18 protein-coding genes are annotated in these 21,889 nt (G+C 72.0%); 7 read left to right on the top strand and 11 right to left on the bottom strand.

Going from position 1 to position 21,889, the window contains the following annotated elements; all coding sequences use genetic code 11:
• Nucleotides 1-234 precede the first annotated feature (234 nt).
• Together IEZ11_RS18395 and IEZ11_RS18390 are read left to right on the top strand one after the other, a co-directional pair.
• A complete protein-coding gene (locus IEZ11_RS18395; RefSeq protein WP_189263854.1) occupies nt 235-1,707 on the top strand; it encodes an APC family permease in 1,473 nt (490 codons plus the stop codon).
• 12 nt (nt 1,708-1,719) lie between these two features.
• On the top strand, nt 1,720-2,679 hold the full coding sequence (locus IEZ11_RS18390; protein ID WP_189263853.1) for a hypothetical protein: 960 nt from the start codon (nt 1,720-1,722) through the stop codon (nt 2,677-2,679).
• A gap of 99 nt (nt 2,680-2,778) precedes the next feature.
• Here the strand turns inward: IEZ11_RS18390 and nicT are convergent, their stop codons facing one another.
• The 3 genes from nicT to efeU form a co-directional block, all read right to left on the bottom strand.
• The gene (nicT, locus tag IEZ11_RS18385; RefSeq protein WP_189263852.1) at nt 2,779-3,939 is read right to left on the bottom strand and encodes a Nickel transporter NicT; all 1,161 of its coding nucleotides are present in this window, start codon (nt 3,937-3,939) and stop codon (nt 2,779-2,781) included.
• A gap of 148 nt (nt 3,940-4,087) precedes the next feature.
• Complete coding sequence (efeB, locus tag IEZ11_RS18380) at nt 4,088-5,359, bottom strand: iron uptake transporter deferrochelatase/peroxidase subunit (protein ID WP_189263851.1); 1,272 nt, start codon at nt 5,357-5,359, stop codon at nt 4,088-4,090.
• A 47-nt stretch (nt 5,360-5,406) separates the two neighbouring features.
• Nucleotides 5,407-7,542 (bottom strand): iron uptake transporter permease EfeU, encoded by a 2,136-nt coding sequence (efeU, locus tag IEZ11_RS18375; RefSeq protein WP_189263850.1) that lies wholly within the window; start codon nt 7,540-7,542, stop codon nt 5,407-5,409.
• Nucleotides 7,543-7,807: 265 nt separating this feature from the next.
• Here efeU and IEZ11_RS18370 point away from each other — a divergent pair, with 265 nt between their 5' ends.
• A complete protein-coding gene (locus IEZ11_RS18370) occupies nt 7,808-8,491 on the top strand; it encodes a phosphatase PAP2 family protein (RefSeq protein WP_189263849.1) in 684 nt (227 codons plus the stop codon).
• Between the two features lie 143 nt (nt 8,492-8,634).
• Here IEZ11_RS18370 and IEZ11_RS18365 read toward each other — a convergent pair whose 3' ends face one another.
• Complete coding sequence (locus tag IEZ11_RS18365) at nt 8,635-9,582, bottom strand: lysylphosphatidylglycerol synthase domain-containing protein (protein ID WP_189263848.1); 948 nt, start codon at nt 9,580-9,582, stop codon at nt 8,635-8,637.
• A 146-nt stretch (nt 9,583-9,728) separates the two neighbouring features.
• On the opposite strand from IEZ11_RS18365, the gene IEZ11_RS18360 reads away from it, so the two are divergent.
• Nucleotides 9,729-10,112 (top strand): BlaI/MecI/CopY family transcriptional regulator, encoded by a 384-nt coding sequence (locus IEZ11_RS18360; RefSeq protein WP_189263847.1) that lies wholly within the window; start codon nt 9,729-9,731, stop codon nt 10,110-10,112.
• Nucleotides 10,109-11,005 (top strand): M56 family metallopeptidase, encoded by an 897-nt coding sequence (locus tag IEZ11_RS18355; protein ID WP_189263846.1) that lies wholly within the window; start codon nt 10,109-10,111, stop codon nt 11,003-11,005. Before IEZ11_RS18360 ends, IEZ11_RS18355 begins: the two co-directional genes overlap by 4 nt.
• Before the next feature lie 160 nt (nt 11,006-11,165).
• Here IEZ11_RS18355 and IEZ11_RS18350 read toward each other — a convergent pair whose 3' ends face one another.
• Together IEZ11_RS18350 and IEZ11_RS18345 are read right to left on the bottom strand one after the other, a co-directional pair.
• Nucleotides 11,166-13,511, bottom strand: coding sequence for a glycoside hydrolase family 65 protein (locus IEZ11_RS18350; protein WP_189263845.1), 2,346 nt, complete (start codon nt 13,509-13,511; stop codon nt 11,166-11,168).
• Complete coding sequence (locus tag IEZ11_RS18345; protein ID WP_189263844.1) at nt 13,508-14,242, bottom strand: beta-phosphoglucomutase family hydrolase; 735 nt, start codon at nt 14,240-14,242, stop codon at nt 13,508-13,510. Before IEZ11_RS18345 ends, IEZ11_RS18350 begins: the two co-directional genes overlap by 4 nt.
• A gap of 77 nt (nt 14,243-14,319) precedes the next feature.
• Here IEZ11_RS18345 and IEZ11_RS18340 point away from each other — a divergent pair, with 77 nt between their 5' ends.
• Both IEZ11_RS18340 and IEZ11_RS18335 read left to right on the top strand, forming a co-directional pair.
• Nucleotides 14,320-14,970 carry a nucleoside/nucleotide kinase family protein gene (locus IEZ11_RS18340; protein ID WP_189263843.1) on the top strand — a complete coding sequence of 217 codons (651 nt, stop codon included), beginning with the start codon at nt 14,320-14,322 and terminating at the stop codon, nt 14,968-14,970.
• Between the two features lie 97 nt (nt 14,971-15,067).
• Entirely contained in the window at nt 15,068-15,718 is a 651-nt protein-coding gene (locus IEZ11_RS18335) for a dihydrofolate reductase family protein (RefSeq protein WP_189263842.1), read from the top strand.
• A 57-nt stretch (nt 15,719-15,775) separates the two neighbouring features.
• Here IEZ11_RS18335 and IEZ11_RS18330 read toward each other — a convergent pair whose 3' ends face one another.
• From IEZ11_RS18330 to IEZ11_RS18310, 5 genes are all read right to left on the bottom strand, one after another.
• Nucleotides 15,776-16,342 (bottom strand): dihydrofolate reductase family protein, encoded by a 567-nt coding sequence (locus tag IEZ11_RS18330; protein WP_189263841.1) that lies wholly within the window; start codon nt 16,340-16,342, stop codon nt 15,776-15,778.
• Between the two features lie 82 nt (nt 16,343-16,424).
• Nucleotides 16,425-18,242: a hypothetical protein gene (locus IEZ11_RS18325; protein ID WP_189263840.1), complete on the bottom strand. Its 1,818-nt coding sequence runs from the start codon at nt 18,240-18,242 to the stop codon at nt 16,425-16,427.
• Nucleotides 18,243-18,295: 53 nt separating this feature from the next.
• Nucleotides 18,296-20,014 (bottom strand): hypothetical protein, encoded by a 1,719-nt coding sequence (locus tag IEZ11_RS18320; RefSeq protein ID WP_189263839.1) that lies wholly within the window; start codon nt 20,012-20,014, stop codon nt 18,296-18,298.
• A gap of 2 nt (nt 20,015-20,016) precedes the next feature.
• Nucleotides 20,017-20,919 (bottom strand): carbohydrate ABC transporter permease, encoded by a 903-nt coding sequence (locus IEZ11_RS18315; RefSeq protein ID WP_189263838.1) that lies wholly within the window; start codon nt 20,917-20,919, stop codon nt 20,017-20,019.
• Nucleotides 20,916-21,830, bottom strand: a complete 915-nt coding sequence (locus IEZ11_RS18310) for a carbohydrate ABC transporter permease (protein ID WP_189263837.1) — start codon at nt 21,828-21,830, stop codon at nt 20,916-20,918. The genes IEZ11_RS18315 and IEZ11_RS18310 overlap by 4 nt, the downstream gene beginning before the upstream one ends.
• Between the last annotated feature and the right edge of the window lie 59 nt (nt 21,831-21,889).

Here is a 21,889-nt window from a genome sequence, read left to right as displayed (position 1 = left end):
ACCGCTCGGTCAGCTTGAAAGGTCAAAGAGGGCCGCTATAGTCACACCCACACACGCGGTGTGACCGTCCGCCGACTCTCGGCATGCGGCCCTCACCACCCCTTTCTTCTTTCCGACCGGCCCTTTGCCCGAGGCCATCCCTCTCCGGGTACGAGGCGGGTCGTGCACCCCCCACCCGTACCACCGCGGGCCTGCACTCCCGTGCGCCCTGCACGACCGGAAAGCAGCACAACCATGAGCAACAACAGGGGCAGAGGGCTCCAGGCCAACGCCCTCGGCACGTTCGACACCGTGGTCATGGCCATCGCGGGCAGCGCACCGGCGTACTCGCTGGCCGCGACCACCGCGGTGCTGGTCGGGGCGGTGGGGCTGGGCAGTCCGGCCGCCCTGCTGTGGTGTGCGATACCGATGCTGGGCATCGCGCTGGCCTTCAGCTACCTGGGCCGGATCGATGTGAACGCGGGCGCGAGCTACTCCTGGGTGGGCCGCACCCTGCACCCGTTCCTCGGCTTCGTCAGCGGCTGGGCGCTGGTGGTGTCCGCGACCATCTTCATGGTGGCCGGCTCGCTGCCCGCCGGATCGATGACGCTGTCCCTGTTCGACGCGGGCCTCGCCGACAACGTGGCCCTGTCCACGGTGGTCGGCGCCGCCTGGTTCCTGATCATGCTGGCGGTGGTGCTCGGCGGGGCCCGCCTCACCGTGCGCGCCCAGCTGCTGATGTCCGGCATCGAGCTGGCGGTCCTGCTGCTGTTCGCGGTGCTGGCCCTCTTCCACACCAACACCGCCCGCACCTTCGACTGGTCCTGGCTCGGCTTCTCCCACTTCGACGGGGTCTCCGGCTTCGCCTCCGGCGCGCTCATCGCCGCCTTCTACTACTGGGGCTGGGACGTCACCAGCAACCTCAGCGAGGAGACCCGCAACTCCCGCCGTACCACCGGACTCGCGGGCCTGATCGGCGTCGGCATCGTCTTCGCGCTGTTCGAGGTGTTCACCATCGCCGTGAACGTCATCCTGTCCGCGGACCAGATCGCGGCGAACGACGCCAACGTGCTGGGCGTGCTGGGCGAGCAGATCTGGCCGGGCTGGGGCGGCAAGCTGCTCATCGTCGCCGTGATGCTCTCCACCATCGCCACCCTGGAGACGACCCTCATCCAGGTCACCCGCTCGCTGTTCGCGATGGGCCGCGACCGGACGATGCCGACCGCGCTGGGCAGGGTGCACCGCACCTGGAACACCCCGCACGTGGCGATCGGCGTGGTCGGCGCGGTGGCGCTGACCCTGTTCATCGCCTCCAACGCGCTGGGCTCGGTGGGCGAGATCCTCTCCGACGCCATCTCGGCGATCGGCCTCCAGATCGCCGTCTACTACGGTCTCGCCGGCCTCGCGGTGGTCGTGGCCTACCGCAAGACGCTGTTCAGGTCGGCGGGCAACTTCCTGCTCGGCGGGCTCTGGCCGCTGTGCGGTGCGCTGTTCATGTTCTGGATCTTCGTCGAGTCGCTGGGCCAGCTGAGCAGCGCGGCGATCGCCATCGGCATCGGCGGTCTGGCCGTGGGGCTGATCCCGATGCTCTGGTACTGGAAGCAGGGCAGCGACTACTACCGGCCGGCCAGGCTGGACGCCACCCGCACCGTGGCGGCCGACTGGGTCCCCGATGATCATGCCACCGTCCATGCCCAGGCTTACGAAGGCCTCCCCACCGATTTCTGAGGTACGAGTCCGATGGCGCGAGACCGCTTCGCCCCCGAATTCGACCCGGACTGCGGGGACGAACCCCTGACCTCGGCCCGGCAGGACATCGTCATCGGCCGCTGGCAGGGCCTGCGGGCACTGCTGCGGACCACCGGCCCCCACTGGCTCGTCCGGGGCCACCGGGTACGGCTGCTGGCCCAGGCCTGCGCGGGCAGTTCGACGATGGAGTCCTGGCTGGCCGCCGAGCCGCAGAGCGCCGACGCGCTGGTGCTGCGGGCGGCGACCGAGACGGCCCGGGCGTTCACCCTGGCCATCTCCGCGGGCCGGGGCGCCCCGATGGACCGGGCCAGGATCGACACCGCGGTGCTGGCCTGCCTGGCCGCCGCCGAGGCGTACCCGCAGGACCCGACCCCCTGGGTCTCCCTGATCTCGGTGGCCCGGCTGTATCCGACCGGGGTGCGCCGCCAGGAACTCGCCCGCTGGTGGGACGAGTTGCACCGGCGCGACCCGTACAACGTGGAGGGCCACCTCCAGGTGCTCCACTACTACTCCGCGCGCTGGCACGGCACGCACGGCCTGATGTACGACTTCGCCCGGGACGCGGCCGGGGTCGCCCCGCCGGGCTGCGCGCTGCCCGTCCTGGTGCAGTACGCCCGTGTCGAGGAGTTCCGGTACGCCCTGGACGCGGCGGAGGACCGGCAGAACGCCGTCGCGCTCAGCCAACACTGGAAGCACGACGGCGCGGTCAGCGACGTGCGGCGCACCTGGGAGCGCTGGATCACCCAGCGCGGTGACGCCCCCGTCGCCCCGGGCGAGCTGCGTGACCTCAACTACCTGACACACGCGGCCTGTCAGGCGGGCGTCACGGACATCGCCGCCGACCTGCTGCGGCTCCAGGGCCGCCGGGCGACCCGCACCCCGTGGTCGTACACCGGCGACGCGGAGAAGCAGATCGTCAAGTGGCGGGCGGACCTGAAGGTGCGTGGTTGACCCGCCGTCTGTCGACTGCGGCGCCGTCGTGGCTGGTCGCGCCCACGCGGCGGTAGCCGCACATCGGATACGGCCCCGCGCCCCTTCAGGGGCGCTGGCTCAGCCCTCGGTCTGCTCCGCGGGCCGGGCCAGGCCCGTGGTCCATTTCTCCTCGATGCGGCCCGCCTTCCAGATCAGCAGGGCGATCACCCAGGTCGCGAAGAAGAGGCCGACGATGACGAAGCCGACGATGTTGAGGTCGAGCCCGGCGACCCAGTCCCAGAAGAAGCCGTGCAGGTGCATCTTGTCGGCGAGCAGACCGAGGAGTTCCACGGTACCGATGATCAGCGCGACGGCCACCGACAGGCCGGTGATGGTGAGGTTGTAGTAGACCTTGCGGACCGGCTTGGAGAACGCCCACTCGTAGGCGAAGTTCATGAACGAGCCGTCGATGGTGTCCAGCAGCGACATCCCGGCCGCGAAGAGCACCGGCAGGGTGAGGATGGCGTACCAGGGCAGGCCGGAGGCGGCGCCGGAGCCGGCCAGCACGAGCAGCGCGATCTCCGTCGCCGTGTCGAAGCCGAGCCCGAACAGCAGGCCGAGCGGGTACATCTGCCAGGGCTTGCTGATCGAGCCGGTGACCCGGCCCAGGAAGCGGTTCATGAAGCCGCGGTTGTTCAGCTGCGTCTCCAGCGCGGCCTCGTCGTAGGCGCCGGAGCGCATCTGCCGGAAGACCTTCCAGATGCCGGCCAGGATGACGAGGTTGATGCCGGCGATGAGATAGAGGAAGGTCCCGGAGACGGTCGTACCGATCAGGCCGGTGACCTCGTGGAGGTGCGAGCCGTCGTCCTCGACCGGTCCGGCCAGGGCCTTCATGCCGAAGGAGAGCAGCAGGGAGAGGCCGAAGACGATGCTGGAGTGGCCGAGGGAGAACCAGAATCCGACCGACAGCGGCCGCTGCCCCTCGCCCATCAGCTTGCGGGTGGTGTTGTCGATGGCCGCGATGTGGTCGGCGTCGAAGGCGTGCCGCATGCCCAGCGTGTACGCGGTCACGCCGATGCCTATGCCGAAGGACTCGGTGCCCACGCTGAAGTGCTGCGGGGCGATGATCCCGACCAGCGTGCCCCAGCCGATGACGTGCAGCGCGAGCACGAAGCCGGCCATCCCGCCGACCCTGGTCCACTCCTGCCGGGTCATGGAACCCCGGACACGGCGCCAGGCCGAGCGCTTGGCTTCGGCCTGGACGGGAAGGGACGGGGCGGAACCAGGGGTGGCCGTCATCGGGAGGTGACATCCTTCGGTCGAGCAACAGGCAGCTGCCAGCGGCAGCCTTGTGCCATCTTCCCGCACTTGCAAATCGTTCGCATCAACGCCCGCACCAGGCCTTCACCAAGAGAAGGTCATGGAAAGGTAAAGGCCGGTTCGCCGGTCACACCGCCAGCAGCCCGCTCCCCAGCCAGTCCCTGGCGTTCTTCACGCCCGGCAGGGCGAAGAAGTAGCCGCCGCCGGTCGGGGAGATGTAGTCGACGAGCGGCTCGTCGATCAGCCGGGTCTGGGTCGCCTCGAACTGACGCTGGACGTCCTGGTTGTAGCAGCAGAAGGCCAGGCCCATGTCGAGGTTGCCGACGCTGTCCACGCCCCGGTCGTAGTTGTAGCCGCGGCGCAGGATGCGGGTGCTGTCGGACTTGGAGGTACGCGGGTTGGCGAGCCGGATGTGGGCGTCCAGCGGGATGGCGTTGCCCTTCGGATCCTTGGCGTAGTTGGGGATGTCGGTCTCCTTGGCGCCGTCCAGCGGGGCGCCGGTGTCCTTGCGGCGGCCGAACATCAGCTCCTGCTCGCTCAGCGAGACCCGGTCCCAGAACTCGACGAGCATCCGGATGATCCGGATCACCTGGTAGCTGCCGCCCGTCGCCCAGGCCGGCTCGCCCTGGCCCTCCCCGACCCAGATCAGCCGGTCGGTCTCGCGGGCCGAGGTGACGTCCGGGTTGGCGATGCCGTCCTTGAAGCCGAGCAGGTTGCGCTGGGCGCCGGTCGGCCGCGGGGCGTTCTGGAAGCCGTCGATGCGCCACTTGATCTGCATGGCGCCCCGGGTGTGCTTGGCGATGTCCCGCAGCGCGTGCAGCACGGTGTCCGTGCTGTTGGCGCAGATCTGCAGCGAGAGGTCGCCATGGCACTCGGCGGCGTTCAGGTTGTCGTTCGGGAAGGTCCGCATCGGGGTCAGCCGGACCGGCCGGGCCTTGGCGAGGCCGTAGCGGTCGTCGAACAGGGAGGCGCCGACGCCGACGGTGACGGTCAGCGCGTCGGAGGGCACCGTGGGGCCGAGGATGCCGTTGTCGGCGGGCGGCGCGCCGACGCCGAGGTCCTCGGGGGTGCCGCCGGAGGTGAGGAAGCGGGCCCGCGCGGTGATCGTCTTCAGCAGGTCGGTGAGCTCCTGCCGGCTGTCGGCGATGACGTCCAGGGAGACGAAGGTGGCGGCGGCCGGGGCCGGGGTGAGGATGCCGGCCTGGTGGGTGCCGTGGAAGGGGATCTCGGTGGTGCCGCTCGCGTCGGCTGCCTGGGCCTCGGCGGCGCCGCCGGCCTGGCTCAGGGCGAAGCCGCCGCCGGCCAGGACCGCGCCCGCGGCCCCGGCGCCCAGCGCCGTCCGCACGAAGGAACGGCGGCCGGCGCCCATCGGGCAGGACGGGGTGTCGGCAGCGGACATCGGAGGGTTCCCTTCGTCGTACGGGTGCGGGTGCTCTGCGCGCTTCATCAGGCGGACTTCCTGATCTCCAGGAGGTCCGGCACCGGGGAGAGGTCTTCGAGGAGCTGTCCGGTGGCACCGGCGATGCGCTGCCGGGTGACGGTGTCGAGCCCCTCGACCGGGGTCCAGGTCGCGCCCTGGTGCTCGGCGTCCAGGAGTTTCTGGAGACGGGCGATGTCCGCGTCGACGGTCGGCAGCAGCTTCGGCGCCCGGGTGGTGAGCAGCGGCCGGAGCACGGTCAGCAGCTCGCGGGTGCCGGCGAGGTTGGCGTTCGCGGTGGCGAGGTTGGTGCCGCTGCCCTCGTCGGTGTCGGCGGTCAGCTCGAACTGGAGGGTGTTCTCCAGGATCTCGTGGGCGCGCAGCGGCAGGTCGCCCGGGTCGAAGTCCTGGGCCGGGAACGCCTTCTGGAGCCCGGCCGCCGCGTCGGCGAGCGCCTGGACCGGAGCCTTCAGCTGCCCGGCGGTCTGCGCGTGCCACAGCCCGTACTCGACCCGGTGGAACCCGGCGAAGTCCCGGTCGGCCACGCCGCCCGAGAGGCCGTCGGCACGGCCGTTGATCTTCTTGTCGTAGTCCTCGAAGGTGCCGTAGGCGGCGCCGAGGGAGGAATAGGTGAGGTGGGCGGTCAGCCAGTCGGTGCGGGCCTTGGCCAGGTGGTTGCCCGCGATGTCGGCGTCGAGGGTGCGGGTCTGCGCGACCAGGGTGGCCAGACCCCGTTCGACGTACGCCTTGTACGCCGCCAGCGGTGCCGCGAGGTCCGCCTCGGAGACCGGTACGACCGCCTTGGTGCCGCCTGTGCCGCCGCTGACGGTGACCGACTCGGAGGTGACGGCCTTGCCGCTGGAGGGGACACAGCGCCAGGCGTAGGTGCCGCCGGCCACCGTGGCGACCAGATCACGGGTGGTGCCGGGAGCGAGGCCCTCGACCTCGCCGTAGACCGCGTTGCTGCTCGGGTCGATCAGATACACCTCGGAGGTCTTGCTGCCGGTGTTCTGCATCCGGAAGGTCTGCCGGCCCGGCTTCGGCGCGGTGAAGCCCTTGCCGCACTCGGTCTCGGAGACGGCGACGGTCTGGCCGCCGGCCGGCTTGGGCCGGGCGACGGCGACGACGAGCCCGGCGACGACGGCCGGCACGGCGACCACGGCGACGGGAACCACCCAGGCAGGCCGGCGCCGCGGCCCCCCGGCGGGCTCCGGGCCGGGTTCGGGCCGCCCGGCGGAGGCCTCCGGCTCGGAGCGCTCGGCGGCAGGCTCCGACTGCGTCGGCGTCGGCGTTCCAGGCTTCGCGGCGGAGGGCTCCGCCTGCCGCTCCGGCCTGTCGGCCGGCTTCGGTGCCGCGGTCCGCACTCCCCGCACGAACAGGGTCATGACGACCGCGAGGTAGCCGATGTACCCGGCCACCTGGAGCCACGTCATCGCCGGGGTGATGTTGAGGACGCCCTGGAGGAGGGTGCTGTACCAGGAGCCCGCGTCGATGTGGGCGCCGAGGTCGAAGGCGTACGCCGTGTTGCCCGGGAGGACGCCGCCCTCCTGGAGGTCGCGCAGGCCGTAGCCGAGGACACCGGACGCGATCACGATCAGGACGGCACCCGTGTAGGTGAAGAACCTCGAGAGGTTGATCTTCAGTACGCGCCGGTACAGGCCCCAGCACAGGCCGGCCGCCAGGACCAGGCCGATCCCGGCGCCGGTCAGGGGGCCCGCGGACTCACCGGCCGCCCGGGCGGTGGTCCACAGGAACAGCGCGGTCTCCAGGCCCTCGCGGCCGACCGCGAGGAACGAGGTCAGGATCAGCACGCCCGAGCCCATGGCCAGGGCCCCGGTGACCTTCTGCCTGATGTCGCCGGCGAGACTGCGGGCCGAGCGCCGCATCCAGAAGACCATCGCGGTGACGAAGGCGACCGCGATCACGCTGAGGACGCCGCCGAAGGCCTCCTGGGCGGTCGCGGAGAGGGAGGCGGCGGTGAAGGTGAGCACCGCGCCGAAGCTCATCGCCAGTGCGATCGCGGCCAGCACACCCGTCCACACCTGCGCCAGCCGGTTCGCGGCCCCCGCCCGCACCAGCGTGGCGACGAGGATCGAGACGATCAGTCCGGCTTCAAGACCTTCCCTCAGCCCGATCAGGAAACTAGGAAACGCGTCGTCCCACATCCGTCGCAGCCCTCCCCGGCAGGCCCGTCCCCGCCCATTGGCTCGAACTTAGTGAAGGCATGCCTTACTCCGCCGACCATGATGACTACACCCATGTAGTCAGCCGGTCATGAACTGGTAATGGTGCGGCAAAAGCCGCGCCGGACGCGGACGCGCACGCCCGGGAACACCGGCCGGACGTCGTTCGTCTACATTCGGGTAGACCGTCTACGCCTTCGCAGTCACCGGAGCTTCGCAGTCATCGGAAAGGGCCGTCGCCGGCGTCATGAACCGCAAGAGGACCGCGGAGTTCGCGGGGAGCGTCGCGTTCGGGGCCTGGGCGGCGTTCGCGGTGCTGGCCCTGGTCGTGACCGGCCGGCACGGCACCCCGCTCGGCCCGGACCGCACGTTGCTGGCCTGGTCCCTCGGTCACCGTCCGGACGTGGCGGTGGCCGTGGCCCGCGGGGTCACCGCGACCGGCACCGGGATCGTGCCGTACGCGCTGGTGACGGCGGCCGGGGTGGCCGTGGGCCGGACCCGGCGGCAGCGGCTGGTCGCGGCGCTGCTCGGCGCGGGGTGCCTCGCCCTGGGCCAGGCGGCCCGGAGCTCCGTGATGGAGCTGATCGCGCGGGCCCGGCCGCCGCAGGCCGACTGGCAGACGTCCGCCTCCGGTTGGTCGTTCCCGTCCGGACACACCACCACGGCCGCGCTCGCCGCCGGTCTCGTGATCCTCGCGATCCGGGCCAGGGGCCCGCGGGGCCGCACGCCGTGGTGCCTGGCCGTCGCCTGCTGGGGCCTGGCCGTCGGGGCCACCCGGGTGTTTCTCGGCGTGCACTGGTGTACCGACGTGATCGGCGGCTGGCTGTTCGCGAACGGCTGGCTCGGGGTCTGCGCGTGCGCGGCGGCCCGGTGGGTTCCGGACAGATGGGTACCGCACGACGCACCGGAGAGACCGGTGGCCACGCCGTGAGCGTCGGGGCGGGTGCGGCGCCGGTCGGCCATGTCCCCGGTCAGGCCCGCCGTTTCGGCCTCCGGCAGCCGTCCGGGGGTCCGAGGCCGTCCGCCGCGATGACCGGGACCGGCGGGCAGCCACGGCGTACGACGCCTGCCCGGTCACAGCGCCCGGCGTCGGATCAGCAGGCCGAGCACCAACAGGCCCGGCAGCAGGGGCAGCCACACGGTCAGCAGCCGGTAGCCGAGCACGGCGGAAGCGGCCGCGGCGGCCGTGGTGCCGGAGGCGGTGAGGGCGAGCGCGAGGGCCGCGTCGAGCGAGCCGAGACCGCCCGGGGTGGGCAGCAGCGCGGCGGCTCCGCTGGCCGCGAGGTAGAGGAGCGCCACCCGGGCCGGGGCCAGCGGCAGTCCGACGGCCCGGGTCACGGCGATGAGGACCACCGCGTGCAGCCCGGCGAAGGCGAGCGAACCGCCCCACAGCGCGGCCGCCCGGACCGGGCGGGCGTGCAGGGCCCGGATGTCGGCGGTCACGGCGGCCACCGCGCCCCGGCAGCGGGGCCAGACCCGGACCCGGAGCAGCACGCCGACCAGAGCGGCCGCGGCGGTCCCGGCGAGGAGCGCGGCCATGGACAGGTGCGGGATCCGCAGCAGTCCCGGGCAGGCGGGGGCGAGGACGGCGACGAGGGCGAGCCGGACCACGGCGCCGGCGGCCGCCTTGACCGCGAGGGCCGACGCACCGCGGCCCGCCGGGAGACCGCAGCGCATCAGGAACCGCAGGTTCACCGCGCCCGCGCCGAGCCCGGCGGGCAGCACGTGGTTGGCGGCCGAGGCGGCGAACTGCGTGGCGACCAGCCGTCCGACGGGCAGCCGGCGGGCGACCGCGCCCTGCTGGGCGAGCGCCGAGGACGCCCAGGTGCCGACCGCCGCCCCGGCCGCCACCAGCAGCCACCCGTGGTCGGCGACGGCGAGCCGGACCACCCCGTGCGCCACGGCCGGCCAGTGCCGCCTGACCAGCCAGCCCGCGCCGAGCAGCAGCACGAGGCAGACACCGCTCTGCCAGTAGAGTCCCCGGCGGCCCAGGACGGGCGTGGCGTTCACGTTCGGGACCATCGACACACCCACCCCTGTTCCCCTGCGGCGCGCAGGACCCTCATGGGCTTCAGGAGCAAACACTGACAAACTAAACGGACTTACCCGCGGAGGCAGCGCGGGTGCGGCCATACGAACGGCGGCACTACGCGCTGTAAGGTTGGGACATGGCTGGCACAGGGTCCCGCGGCAGGGCGGAGCGGCGCAGCGCAGGAGAGCTGGAGAGCGAGGTCCTGGCGGCCCTGTGGGCGACCGAACGGCCGTTGACCCCGGCCGAGATCCAGACCGAGATCGGCGGCGGGCTCGCGTACAACACGGTCCACACCATCCTCAAACGGCTGTACGACAAAGGGCTCGTCCTGCGGGACGCCGACGGACGGCGCGGTGCGTACCGGCCGGCGAAGAACGCGGCGGAGCTGACCGCCGAGGCCATGCACGAGGCCCTGGACCGGGGCCCCGACCCGATCGCGGCGCTCCAGCAGTTCGTGTCCCGGCTGAGCCCGGAGGAGGAGCGGGCGCTGCGGAACCTGTTCGCCGGAGGCGGCGCATGAGGTTCGACGTCTACACCCCGCTGCTGGTCTCCCTGTTGCTGCCCCTGGTCAGTCCGGTGATCGGCCGCCGGATGGCCCCGGCGCTGGCGGCGCGCGTGCTGACGTCCGCCGCCGTGCTGACCGCCGCCGCGACCACCTGGTCCCTGATCCTGCTGACCACCGCGCTGCTGGGCGATGTCCCGCCGGTGATCCGGGAGGCCCACGAGGACGGGCGGCCGCTGGCCGACCCGGTGCCCGAGGTGATCGGCGTCGCCGCGTGCCTGGCGCTGGCCGTGGTGGCCCGGCGGGTGCAGCGGGCGGTGCGCGCCGAGCGGCGCACCCGGCGGGCGCTGCGACGGCTGTGCGAGGGGCATCCGCGGGACACCGAGCTGGTGGTGGCCGCCTGCGAGGTGCCGCAGGCGTTCGCGATCCCGGGCCGGCCGGGCCGCATCCTGGTCACCTCGGCGATGCTGGGCGCACTGGCACCGGCGGAACGGCGGGTGCTGCTGGCCCATGAACGGGCCCATCTACGCCACCGGCACGGCCGTCTGGTGACGGCGGTGACGCTGGCCGCGGCCGCCGACCCGCTGCTCGGGCCGGTCCGTTCGGCCGTGACGTTCCTGGTGGAGCGGTGGGCGGACGAGCAGGCGGCGACCGAGGTAGGGGACCGCGGGACCACCGCCCGTGCGCTGGCCCGGGCGGCCCTCAGCACGGGCCGCGCCGCGCGCCCGGCCTGCGCCCTGAACTTCACGGACCGTGCGGTCACCCGCCGGATCGCGGCCCTGCAGACGAGTCCACCCCCGTATCTCTGGTCGGCCGCGGCGGCCGTTCTCGCGCTGGGCGCCCTGGCAGCGCTGTTCGCTGCCGACGCGACGACCGACCTGGTACGGCTGCTTGCCAACGCCCTGACGTAAAGCGCCCCGTCTTTGTCTTTCAGGGGCGCGGGGAACTGCGCGACACGCCACGCCGGCGGCGCGGATGACCGATCACGCCGTAGGAGGTGCGGCCGCGTCGTCGAGTGCCGGTCGGGTGTGGCTGGTCGCGCAGTTCCCCGCGCCTCCGGGAAAACTGCGCTCAGGCCGGTCGGGCAGGTGCCCGGTGCCGTGGCTGGCCCGGGGCCGGGCCCTGCCTCACCGGGGGCACCGCCCGCACCGCCGGGCTGTCGGTGCCGATCGTCACCGGCTCCCCGTGGTGGTGGACGGTGAGCGGGGGGCCGTCGAGCAGGGTGTACGTCGCCTTGTCGGCGCCGATCTCCACCCGGAGCCGGCTGTCCCGCAGCTGCAGGCTGAAGGCAAGCCGGCGCAGCCGTTCCGGCAGCCGGGGGGCGAACCGGGCGCCGTCGTCGTAGTGGCGCAGCCCGCCGAAGCCGGCCACCAGGGCCATCCAGGTACCGGCGAGCGAGGCGATGTGCAGCCCGTCGCGGGTGTTGTGCTCCAGGTCGTCGAGGTCCATCAGCGCGGCCTCCGCCGTGTAGGCGTGGGCGAGCGTCAGGTGCCCGGCCTGGGCGGCGACGACGGCCTGGCAGCAGGCGGACAGGGAGGAGTCGCGGACCGTCAGCGGCTCGTAGTAGGCGAAGTTGCGGGCGATGTGCTCCTCGTCGAAGTACGCCTCGCAGGTGTACATCGCCAGCACCAGGTCGGCCTGCTTGACGACCTGTTTGCGGTAGAGGTCGAAGTAGGGGAAGTTCAGCAGCAGCGGGTACTGCTCGGGGCGGGTGTTCTCGAAGTCCCAGCGCTGGTAGCGGGTGAACCCGGCGTGCTGCTCGTGGACGCCGAGTTCGTGGTTGTAGGGGATGTGGACGGACTCGGCGGCGTCCCGCCAGGCCGCGCTCTCCTCCGCGTCGACGCCCAGCCGGGCCGCCTGGCGCGGGTGGCGTCCGACGGCGTCGGCGGCGGCCAGCAGGTTCGCCCTGGCCATCAGGTTGGTGTACGTGTTGTCGTCGGCGACCGCGCTGTACTCGTCGGGGCCGGTGACGCCGTCGATGTGGAAGGCGCCGCGGCTGTCGTGGTGGCCGAGCGAGCGCCACAGCCGGGCGGTCTCCACGAGGAGTTCGACGCCGGTGTCCCGTTCGAAGTCGGTGTCGCCGGTGGCGGCGACATAGCGGACCACCGCGTCGGCGACGTCGGCGTTGACGTGGAAGGCGGCGGTACCGGCCGGCCAGTAGGCCGAGCCCTCCGAGCCGGCGATGGTCCGCCAGGGGAACGCGGCCCCGTCCAGGCCCAGTTGGGCGGCGCGTTCGCGGGCCGCGGGCAGCGTGTTGTGGCGCCAGCGCAGCGCCTCGGCGACGGCGCCGGGGGCGGTGTGGGTGAGGACGGGCAGCACGAACATCTCGGTGTCCCAGAAGGCGTGCCCGTCGTATCCCGAGCCGGTGAGGCCCTTGGCGGGTATCGCCCGCTGCTCGGCGCGGGCCCCGGCCTGGAGCACGTGGAAGAGGGCGAACCGGACGGCCTGCTGGACCTCCTCGTCGCCGTCCACCTCCACGTCGGCGCGGGACCAGAAGTCGTCCAGGTAGCCGCGCTGGTCGTCGGCCAGCCCCTGCCAGCCCTCGTGGGCGGCGGCCGCGAGCGCCGCGTCCACCTGGTCGGCCATGGCGGGCAGCGAGCGCACCCCGGACCAGCCGTGCGCGACGAACTTCTCCATCCGCAGCCGCTCTCCGGGCTCCAGCACGGAGGTGACGGTCAGCCGGGCCACGTCCGCGCCGCTCTCGGCGCGGGCCTCGGTCCGCTCGGGACCGGAGACCGTGTGGTCGGCGGCGACCGCGACCCGCAGGCCGCTGCGCCGGGTGCGGTGCACGAGGCGCAGCCGGTGCCCGGAGGCGAAGTCGTCCTCCTGCTCCAGCACCGAATCCAGGGCCACGGCGGCCCGCGGATCGCCGTTCGCCCCGGGCAGCTGCTCGTTGGCGACCAGTTCGGACTGGACCACGATCCGGCAGCGCCGGTCGACGGCCGTCACCTCGTAGGAGACGGCGGCGATCGCCCGCTGGGTCAGCGACACCAGCCGGGTCGAGCGCACCCGTACGGTGGAGCCGGCCGGCGAGGTCCACTCACAGGTCCGCTCCAGCACGCCGCGGCGCAGGTCGAGGACCCGCTCATGGGTGACGAGCCGGCCGTAGCGCAGGTCGAAGGGCTCGTCGTCGACCAGCAGCCGCAGGATCTTGCCGTTGGTGACGTTGATGACGGTCTGCCCGGACTCGGGGTAGCCGTAGCCCGCTTCGGCGTACGGCAGCGGGTGCACCTCGTGCACGCCGTTGAGGTAGCTGCCCGGCAGGCCGTGCGGTTCGCCCTCGTCGAGGTTGCCGCGCCAGCCGACGTGCCCGTTGGAGAGCGCGAACACCGACTCGCTCTGCGCCAGCACGTCGAGGTTGAGCGCGGTCTCGCGGACCGCCCAGGGTTCCACGGCGTACGACCGATGGGTGATCACTGCCTGCCTCCCAGTTCGGCCAGGTCCTTCACGACGGTGTCCGCGCCGTGCGCGTACAGGGCGTCGGTCTGTCCGACGCGGTCCACGCCGACGACGTACCCGAAGCGCCCCGCGCGGCCCGCGTCCATCCCGGCCAGGGCGTCCTCGAAGACCGCGGCGCGGGCGGGTTCGACCCCCAGGTCACGGGCGGCGGCCAGGAAGGTGTCCGGGTGCGGCTTGCCGGGCAGCCGGCGCTCGGCGGCCACGACGCCGTCGATGCGGACGTCGAAGAAGTGCTCGGCGCCGATCGAGCGCAGCACGTCACGGCAGTTGGCGCTGGAGGAGACGATCGCGGTGCGCAGCCCGTGCGCGCGGACCGCCTCCAGATAGCGCAGGGTGCCGTCGTAGGCCTCGACCCCCTGGGTGCGGATCCTCTCCAGCAGCAGCTCGTTCTTGCGGTTGCCGAGGCCGTGCACGGTCGGGGCGTCCGGTGGGTCCTCCGGGGTGCCCTCGGGCAGGTGGATGCCCCGGGAGTCGAGGAAGGCGCGGACGCCGTCGGCGCGCGGGCGTCCGTCGACGTACTCGTCGTAGTCGGCGACCGCGTCGAAGGGCCGCTGTCCGTCGTGGCCGCGCAGAAAGGCGTCGAAGGTCTCCTTCCAGGCCGCGGCGTGCACGACGGCCGTCTTGGTGACGACCCCGTCGAGATCGAAGAGACAGGCCTGGATGGTGTCGGGCAGACCGAGTGCAGTCATGACCCGCATCTTCCCCACCGGACGGGTTCGAGGGGGTGGCGCCCGCCACATTCGGGGCCCGGTGTCACACTTTTTGCGTGCCGCTGACTTTCGACGACCTTCTCGACCGCGCCCGTTCGCTCGCCGGACGGGCCCCGCGCGCGATCCTCGGCATCGCGGGCAGCCCCGGCGCCGGCAAGACGACCCTCGCCGAGCGTCTGGTGCGGGAGCTGAACGGCCCCGGTGAGCCATGGGCCGCGCATGTGCCGATGGACGGTTTCCACCTGGCCGACGTCGAGTTGGACCGCCTCGGTCTGCGGGACCGCAAGGGGGCGCCGGCGACCTTCGACGCTGCCGGGTACGCGGCGCTGCTGCGGCGGCTGCGCGCGGAGCGGGACGTCGTGGTGTACGCGCCGGGCTTCGAACGGGTCCTTGAGCAGCCCCTCGCGGGCGCGATCCCCGTCCCGCCGACGGCCCGGCTGGTGGTCACGGAGGGCAACTACCTGCTGCTGACGGAGGGCCTGTGGGCGCGGGTCCGGCCGGCCCTGGACGAGGTCTGGTTCTGCGAGGTCGACGAGGCCGAGCGGATACGGCGGCTGGTCGCCCGGCACGAGGAGTTCGGCAAGGGGCACGAGCAGGCGGTGGCCTGGGTGGCGGGCACCGACCAGCTGAACGCCGACCTGGTCGCGGCCACCCGGGACCGGGCGGACCTGGTGGTACCGGAGACGCTGCCGCCCACCCGAAATTGATCGCGGGTTGTTGTCGATCCGGCCGTCTCCCGTTCGACATCATGATGTGCGGCGTCTCGCCCCACGAGGACACGAAACGAACCTGGCGAGGAAACACGTGGAACAACTGCTGAGAGTCATGAACTTCGTCGTATCGGCCGACGGGGTCGCCGCCGGTGCCAGTGAGCACCAGAGCCTGGAGCGGCCGTTCGGCCTCGACCGTCCCGAGCGGCTGTTCGCCTGGGCCGGCGCCACCGCGAGCTGGCCCAACCGCACGGAGGCCGGCGGCAGCCGGGGCCTCGACGACTACTTCACCCGGGACTTCGCCCGCAACATCGGCGCCGAGATCATGGGCCGCAACAAGTTCGGGCCGCAGCGCGGGCCCTGGCAGGACCACGAGTGGCAGGGCTGGTGGGGCGACGAGCCCCCGTTCCGCACCCCGGTGTTCGTCATGACCCACCACGCGCGTCCGTCGTTCACGCTCTCCGACACCACCTTCCACTTCGTCGAGGGCGACCCGGCCACGGTCCTCGCCCAGGCCCGGGAAGCCGCGCAGGGCAAGGACGTCCGGCTCGGCGGCGGCGTCACCACCGTCCGCCAGTTCCTCGACGCCGACCTCGTCGACACCCTGCACGTGGCGGTCTCACCGGTGAAGTTCGGCTCCGGCCTCCGCCTCTGGGACTCCCCCGACGATCTCCTCGACCGCTTCCACCTGGAGGTCGTCCCCAGCCCGAGCGGCGTGACCCACCACCTGTTCTGGCGCAGGTGACGTGTCGCTGTCCAGGCCGCCCTCGATGAACTCCGGGGCGGCCCGGGCCACGGCGAGCTAGCGCACCACGCGGTGCCGGAGGTAGGTGACCCCCGAGTCGAAGGTGCGGGTCTCGACGCGTTCGAGATCCACGCGGCGGTCGTGGCGGGGGAAGTACGGAGTGCCGCCGCCGACCAGTACGGGGTAGATCATGGTGCGGTACTCGTCGATCAGACCCCGTTCGGCCGCCTCGGCGGCGAGGGTCGCGCCGCCGATGGCGATGTCGCCCTCCCCCGGCTCGGCGCGCAACCGCTCGATCTCCTCCGCCACGCTGCCGGAGGCCGGCCGGGCGGCCTGGCCCCGCACCTGGGACAAGGTGGTGGAGAACACGACCTTCGGGAGCGGGTTCCAGAGCGCGGTCCATTCGCGCTCGGCGGCGTCGAACGCGGGTTCCTGGTCGGCGTTCTCCCAGTACAGCATCGTCTCGTAGAGACGCCGTCCCATGAGGTGGACGTCGACCTCCCGGATCTCCTCGATCCAGAAGCGGAAGACCTCCTTGTCGGGCGCCGTCCAGTTGAACGTGCCGTCCGGCCCGACGATGTAACCGTCGAGCGACATGCTCATCGAATAGGTCACGCTGCGCATCGGGAGTCCTCCTGCTCGGGAACGGGTCCGACAGTACGACCGCCGGGGGCCGAAGGACTCATCGACGCGCGCGGCAGAGCCTCTAGCAGGCGGTCAGGGCCAGTTCGGGCACGCCGTGGGCGTCCTCGGCCCCGATGGCGGCCGTGAACTGCTCGGTGTGCACGGTCAGATCGCCTTCGAAGGACGGAGTGAAGTCCCCGCCGGGTCCGTACTGGACGGCGAACACGTGCAGGTGCTCCGGCGCGCCCGGCGCCGGTTCGGCCTCGTAGGCGGTGCTGGTGACCAGGTGGCGCCAGCCCTGGTCCGGGTTGCCGTAGCCGCGCGGGTCGGCGGCGAGGGCGAACGCGGCCTGTTCCTGGGTGAGTTCGGCGCGGGCGTCGAAGTGGTCGGGGCCCTGGAGCGCGGGATGCGTGAGCCGCAGCGCGCCCGCCGAGGCGACCCGGCCCTCGGCGACCCGGCGGACCCGGTCGCCGTCGTCCGCCGCGTAGGGCAGCCCGGACAGCAGGTACGGCGTCCCCGCGAAGCGCTCGACGGCCACCGTCACCCACAGGCTGGTGCCGTCCGTGACGTAGAGGGAGCGCACATGGCGCAGCACATGGTCGGGGCCCACGACCGGCTTGCTGACCAGCTTGGCGGTGAGGCCGTCGGCGTGGACGTCCCGGACCCGGATCTCTCCCATCGGCCGGCAGTACAGGAATCCGTCCAGGACGGGGCCGAAGCCGTGCTGCCGGTTCACCGCGGCCGGGAGGTGGTAGGTGCCGGCCGCCTCGACGAGGGCGGGGGTCATGTGGTGGTCGAAGGCGACCGACACGGAGCCCGCGCGGAGCTGGTGGCGGGCCGGGACCGTCGACGGGTCGCGGTGCCAGGCGGTGGTGTCCTGGATCTGCCAGACCAGCATCCAGGCGAAGTGCCCGTCGACCCCGCCGTCGGGCTTGACCGCGTGCCGGGCCCAGCGGCTGTCGCCCCGGTAGCGGCCCAGGTCGGAGCCGATCCGGGCGCCGAAGTAGCGCAGGCCGAGCACCGACTCGAAGGCGGAGTGCTGTTCGCTGTAGCGGGGGCCGCCGTTGTCGAAGCCGCCGTTGGTCAGGCGGGCGTCGATGTACCGGGCGAGCGCGTCACCGTCCTCGGCGAACATCTCCTCTCCGCTGATCCGGTGGGCCTGGGCGAGGAAGGACAGGGAGATGGGGCCGTAGTTGTTGTCGTAGGCGCCGCCGTGCTCGGGGGGCAGCAGGGCGCCGCGGTCGAGGACTCGGTGCGCGCGGATCTTGTCCGTGTACAGGGCGAGTGCCCGCTCACGGACCGGCTCCGCCTGCGCGGGCGGGAGGTGCCGGGCCAGCATGAGCCCGCCGACCACGCAGCCGATGGCCTGGTTGCCGGCCTCCTGCGGGTTGAAGAAGGTGGCCTCGGTCAGCCAGCGCCAGTAGCCGCGGGCCAGCTCGGTCAGCTGGGCGCGCTGCTCGTCGTCGACGAGGCCGTCCGCGAGGTCGAGGACGTTCACGGCCTGGAGCAGCGCCCACACCGTGCTGGGCCAGTCCCCGATCGGGTGCGCGCCCGCCTCCAGCACGTAACGGGCGTACGGCAGACCGCAGTCGCGGACGGTGAGGTTCGGATAGCCGGGGTTGTCCTCGGTGTAGACGCGTTCGCGCAGATGGAAGGCGAGGCTGCGGTGCACGGCATCCGGCAGCCGAGCGTCCTTCGAGCGCTGCCAGGCCAGCGCCAGCAGGGAGGTGATGCCGAGGGAGGTGTCGCCGATGTCGTCGTCGGCGTCGGGGTGTTCGAGGTTGCCCTCGGCGGTGAGGCGGGCCAGGGCCTGTTCGACGACGTCGGCGAGGACCGCGTCGTACGCCTCGGGGGTGGACGGCAGGTCGTGCAGCGGGCCGAGCTGGCGCGGCAGGTGCATCGGAGGAGGTCAGCCCTTCATGCTGGAGGTGGCCGTGGCGTGGTTCGTCGAGGTCAGACGGCAGGCGAGGGACGGCGGGCGCGCAGTGCGACGGTCAGGGTGCTCGGGCCGAGCCCACCGATGTAGACACGGTTCCCGGACGTCGCGTCGGTACCGCCGACCACGGTGTGGTCCTGCCCCGGGTCGTACCGTAGTACGTCGCTGCGGTCCGGCCCGGCGAGCGGCTCGCCCGCCTCGACGGCGGCCTCGACCCTGATCTCGTCGGCACCGACCCGGTAGGTCATCGGCCCGGTGGTCAGGCACCAGCGTCCGTCGCCGATCGGTACGGCGCCCTCGGGCTCACCGCCCGGCCGGAAGGTCAGTTCGAGGGCCCAGGGCACCCTCGGTCCGCTGATGTCGATCCGCAGGTCGGCACCGTCCTCCCGCAGCTCCGCCTCGACGCGGGTCGTGTGGGAGACCTCGTCCCGGGGCCGGTCCGGGAAGGCCATCGCGGCCGAGAAGCGGCCCTCGTCCGCCATCCGGTAGGCGCCGTCGTCGCGTCGCCGGCCCGGCGGGAGCGGCTGGTAGTAGGCGGCCGTGAGGGTCTCGGTGAGCCGGTACCGGTGGTCGGCGAGCTGCCGCAGGCCGGCGGCGCGGAACGGGCCGAGGTCGAAGAACCCCCGCGAGAGGCGGACCGCGTCGAGGACGGCGTCGCCGGCGAACAGGCGCAGGAAGGTGGGGTTGCAGGCGAGGCCCGAGCGGATGCGCCGGTGGTCGGGCACGTCCGAGCCGCCGTACAGGACGCTGTGCGCGGTGGCGGACGCGTGTGAGGCGAGGCCGGCCGTGCCGAGGTACCGGCCGCGGGGCAGGGGTTCCGGCGCCGGTGCCGGCAGCATGCGGCACAGGTCGGGGGTGAGAAGGGTCTGGGCCAGCAGGTCGGGGTCGTCGATGCCGCCGGCGGCCGCCAGCCGTGCCGCCCGGCTGAGGTCGCCCCGGCCGGTACGGATCGCGAGCAGCCGGTAGTGCGGCAGGTAGGGCGCCAGCGGGAACGGGTGGTGCTGGTCCTGCCGCCGCGAGTGGACGGTCTCCACGGTGCCGTCCGGCCGGATGAGGTCCAGGGTCGCGGTGAGGTTGCGTTCGACGGCGTCCCGCAGGTCGGTGCGGCCGAGGACGTCGGCCAGGAGCAGCAGCGACGGGTTGGACACGTGCGAGGCGTAGACGGCGCTGCGCTCCGAGTACAGGCCCTCGGCGTCGATGTCGACGCCCTCGGCGAGCCATGCGTCGACCCGGTCGAGCAGCCGGCCGTCCGGGAACGAGCGGTGCAGCCGCGCCAGCGCCGCGCACAGCTCCCAGCGGTGGTTCGGGGTGTGCACCCCGCCGGTCAGGAGGGCGCCGGTGGCGGCGCCGGCGATCTCGGCGAGCGCGGCCGTGACCTCGCGCAGCTCCGGCCCCGCGCCGGCGGCGAGGAGGTGTGCGTCGCACACGTCGTTGACGGTGAACGCGGAGTCCGGCGGTGACTGCACGTTGTCGCCGCCGGCGAAGAGGCCGGTGGCGGTCTGCGCGGCGCGCAGGGCGCGGAGCTGCGTCATCGCGGCGGCGACGGCCCGCCCGCTGCCGTGCAGTGCCGAGTCCGGGGACCGGTACGCCGCGACCAGGGTCTTCACCCACCGCGCCAGGGCGCGGTGGGTGACACCGGCAGGTTCCTCGTCGGGGCGGGCCGCCGCCGGGGCGGCCGACCGGTCGGCCGCGTCGGCCGCCGCGCGGACGAACTCGTGGTCGAGCGGGCTGGGCAAGGTCAGTCCTTCAGGCCGGCATTGATGTCGGCGCCCATGACGTAGCGCTGGAAGACCAGGAAGATCACGATCAGCGGGATCATGGAGATGACCGAGGCGCCGAGCAGGACCGACCAGTTGATGTTCTGGGCGCCGACGATGCTCTGGATGCCGATCTGGACGGTGAACTTGTCGGGGTCGTTCAGCATCAGCAGCGGCCAGATGTAGTCGTTCCACCGCCACTGGAAGGACAGGATGGCGAGGGTCAGCATGATGGGCCGGGAGAGCGGCACCATGATCCGCAGGAAGATCGACAGTTCACGGGCGCCGTCGATGCGGGCGGCTTCCACGAGTTCGTCGGGAACCGTCAGGAAGAACTGGCGGAACATGAAGCATCCGGTCGCGGTGAGCACGGCCGGGAGGATGACGCCGGCGAACGAGTTGTAGAGGCCGAGGTTGCGGACCACCAGGAACTCGGGGGCGAGCATGACCTCGCCCGGCAGCATCGTGGTGGCCAGGATGCAGATGAAGAACGCCTTGAGCCATTTGTTGTCGTACTTGGCCAGCGCGTAGCCGGTGCAGCAGCTGGCTCCCACGGTGAGGATCGTCGTGATCACGCACACGAGGGTCGTGTTGATGAAGTACTGCGAGAAGTTGGCACTGCGCCACGCGGTCAGGTAACCCGACAGGGTGGGGTGGTGCGGAACCATCGTCAGCGGGTAGGAGAACAGGTCTCCGGCCGGTTTGAAGGAGCTGAGGATGAACCACAGCACCGGCAGTCCGTAGAGGCACGCGAGGATCCACAGCAGTGTCGTCGCGGGGACCGCCCGCCGGAGCCCGCCGCTGTTCGCGCCGCGGGACCGCTTCTTGGCGGCGGGCCGTCCGGGATCGGCGTCGACCGGGCGTGGCATGTCTGTGGTTGTCATCGGTTCTCCACCCGTCGGTTGACGATCAGCTGGATGATCGCGACGGCCATCAGGATGAGCATGAGCACGAACGACGCGGCGCTCGCGTAGCCGATCTGGCCCCGTTGGAAGCCGGTCTGGTAGATGTACTGGACGAGCAGGTTGTTCGATGTTCCGGGTCCGCCGTTGTTGAGGGAGACGAAGACCGGGTATTCCTTCATCGCGTTGATCGTGTTGAGCAGGATGACGATGAACGAGGTGGGCGCGATGCTCGGCAGCGTGATGCTGAAGAACTGGCGCCATGGACCGGCGCCGTCGAGCGAGGCCGCCTCGTAGTAGGACACCGGTACGTTCTTGATCGCCGCGATGAACAGCAGCATCGAGAAGCCCGTCCAGGCCCAGGACGCCGCCATCACCACCACGAGCAGCGACAGGTCCGCGTTGGACTGCCACGGAACGGCGTGCCCGCCGAGCTTCTCGATGAAGTAGTTGACCAGTCCGAAGTTCTCGCCGAACAGCCACCGCCACAGGACACCCACGACGATGGGCGAGAGCAGCCACGGGATGAAGAAGATGATCCGTGCCACCGACGTGCCCTTGGCGTGCTTGCTCACCAGCACATTGGCGATGAGCAGCGAGACCGCGAAGTTCACCGGCACGAAGAGGACCGCGTACAGCAGCGTCCGGGTCAGCGCGTCGTAGAAGGCGGAGTCCCCGAGCAGGTTGTGGTAGTTGTCCAGTCCGACGAACTGGAACGCTCCCACACCCGTGTAGTTCGTGAAGGAGTAGACGAGCCCGATCACCGCCGGCCACACGAAGAACAGCGCGAAGAGCACGACATTGGCCGCGATGAGAACGAGTGGCGCAAGGGTGTAGCTGTTGCGTCGTTTTCTGGGTGGGCTCGCGGACACGGCCGAGGCGCGTTTTGTCATCTTCCTGACTCCGTGCTGGTGGAATGGATTGCTGTGGGCTCACGCCGTGAGCCCGGCAT

Source organism: Streptomyces fuscichromogenes (assembly GCF_014645815.1).
In the GTDB taxonomy this organism is placed as follows: Bacteria; Actinomycetota; Actinomycetes; order Streptomycetales; family Streptomycetaceae; genus Streptomyces; species Streptomyces fuscichromogenes.
The sequence above is the reverse complement of the archived record's forward strand: the minus strand, read 5'-3'. Positions and strand labels throughout refer to the sequence as shown.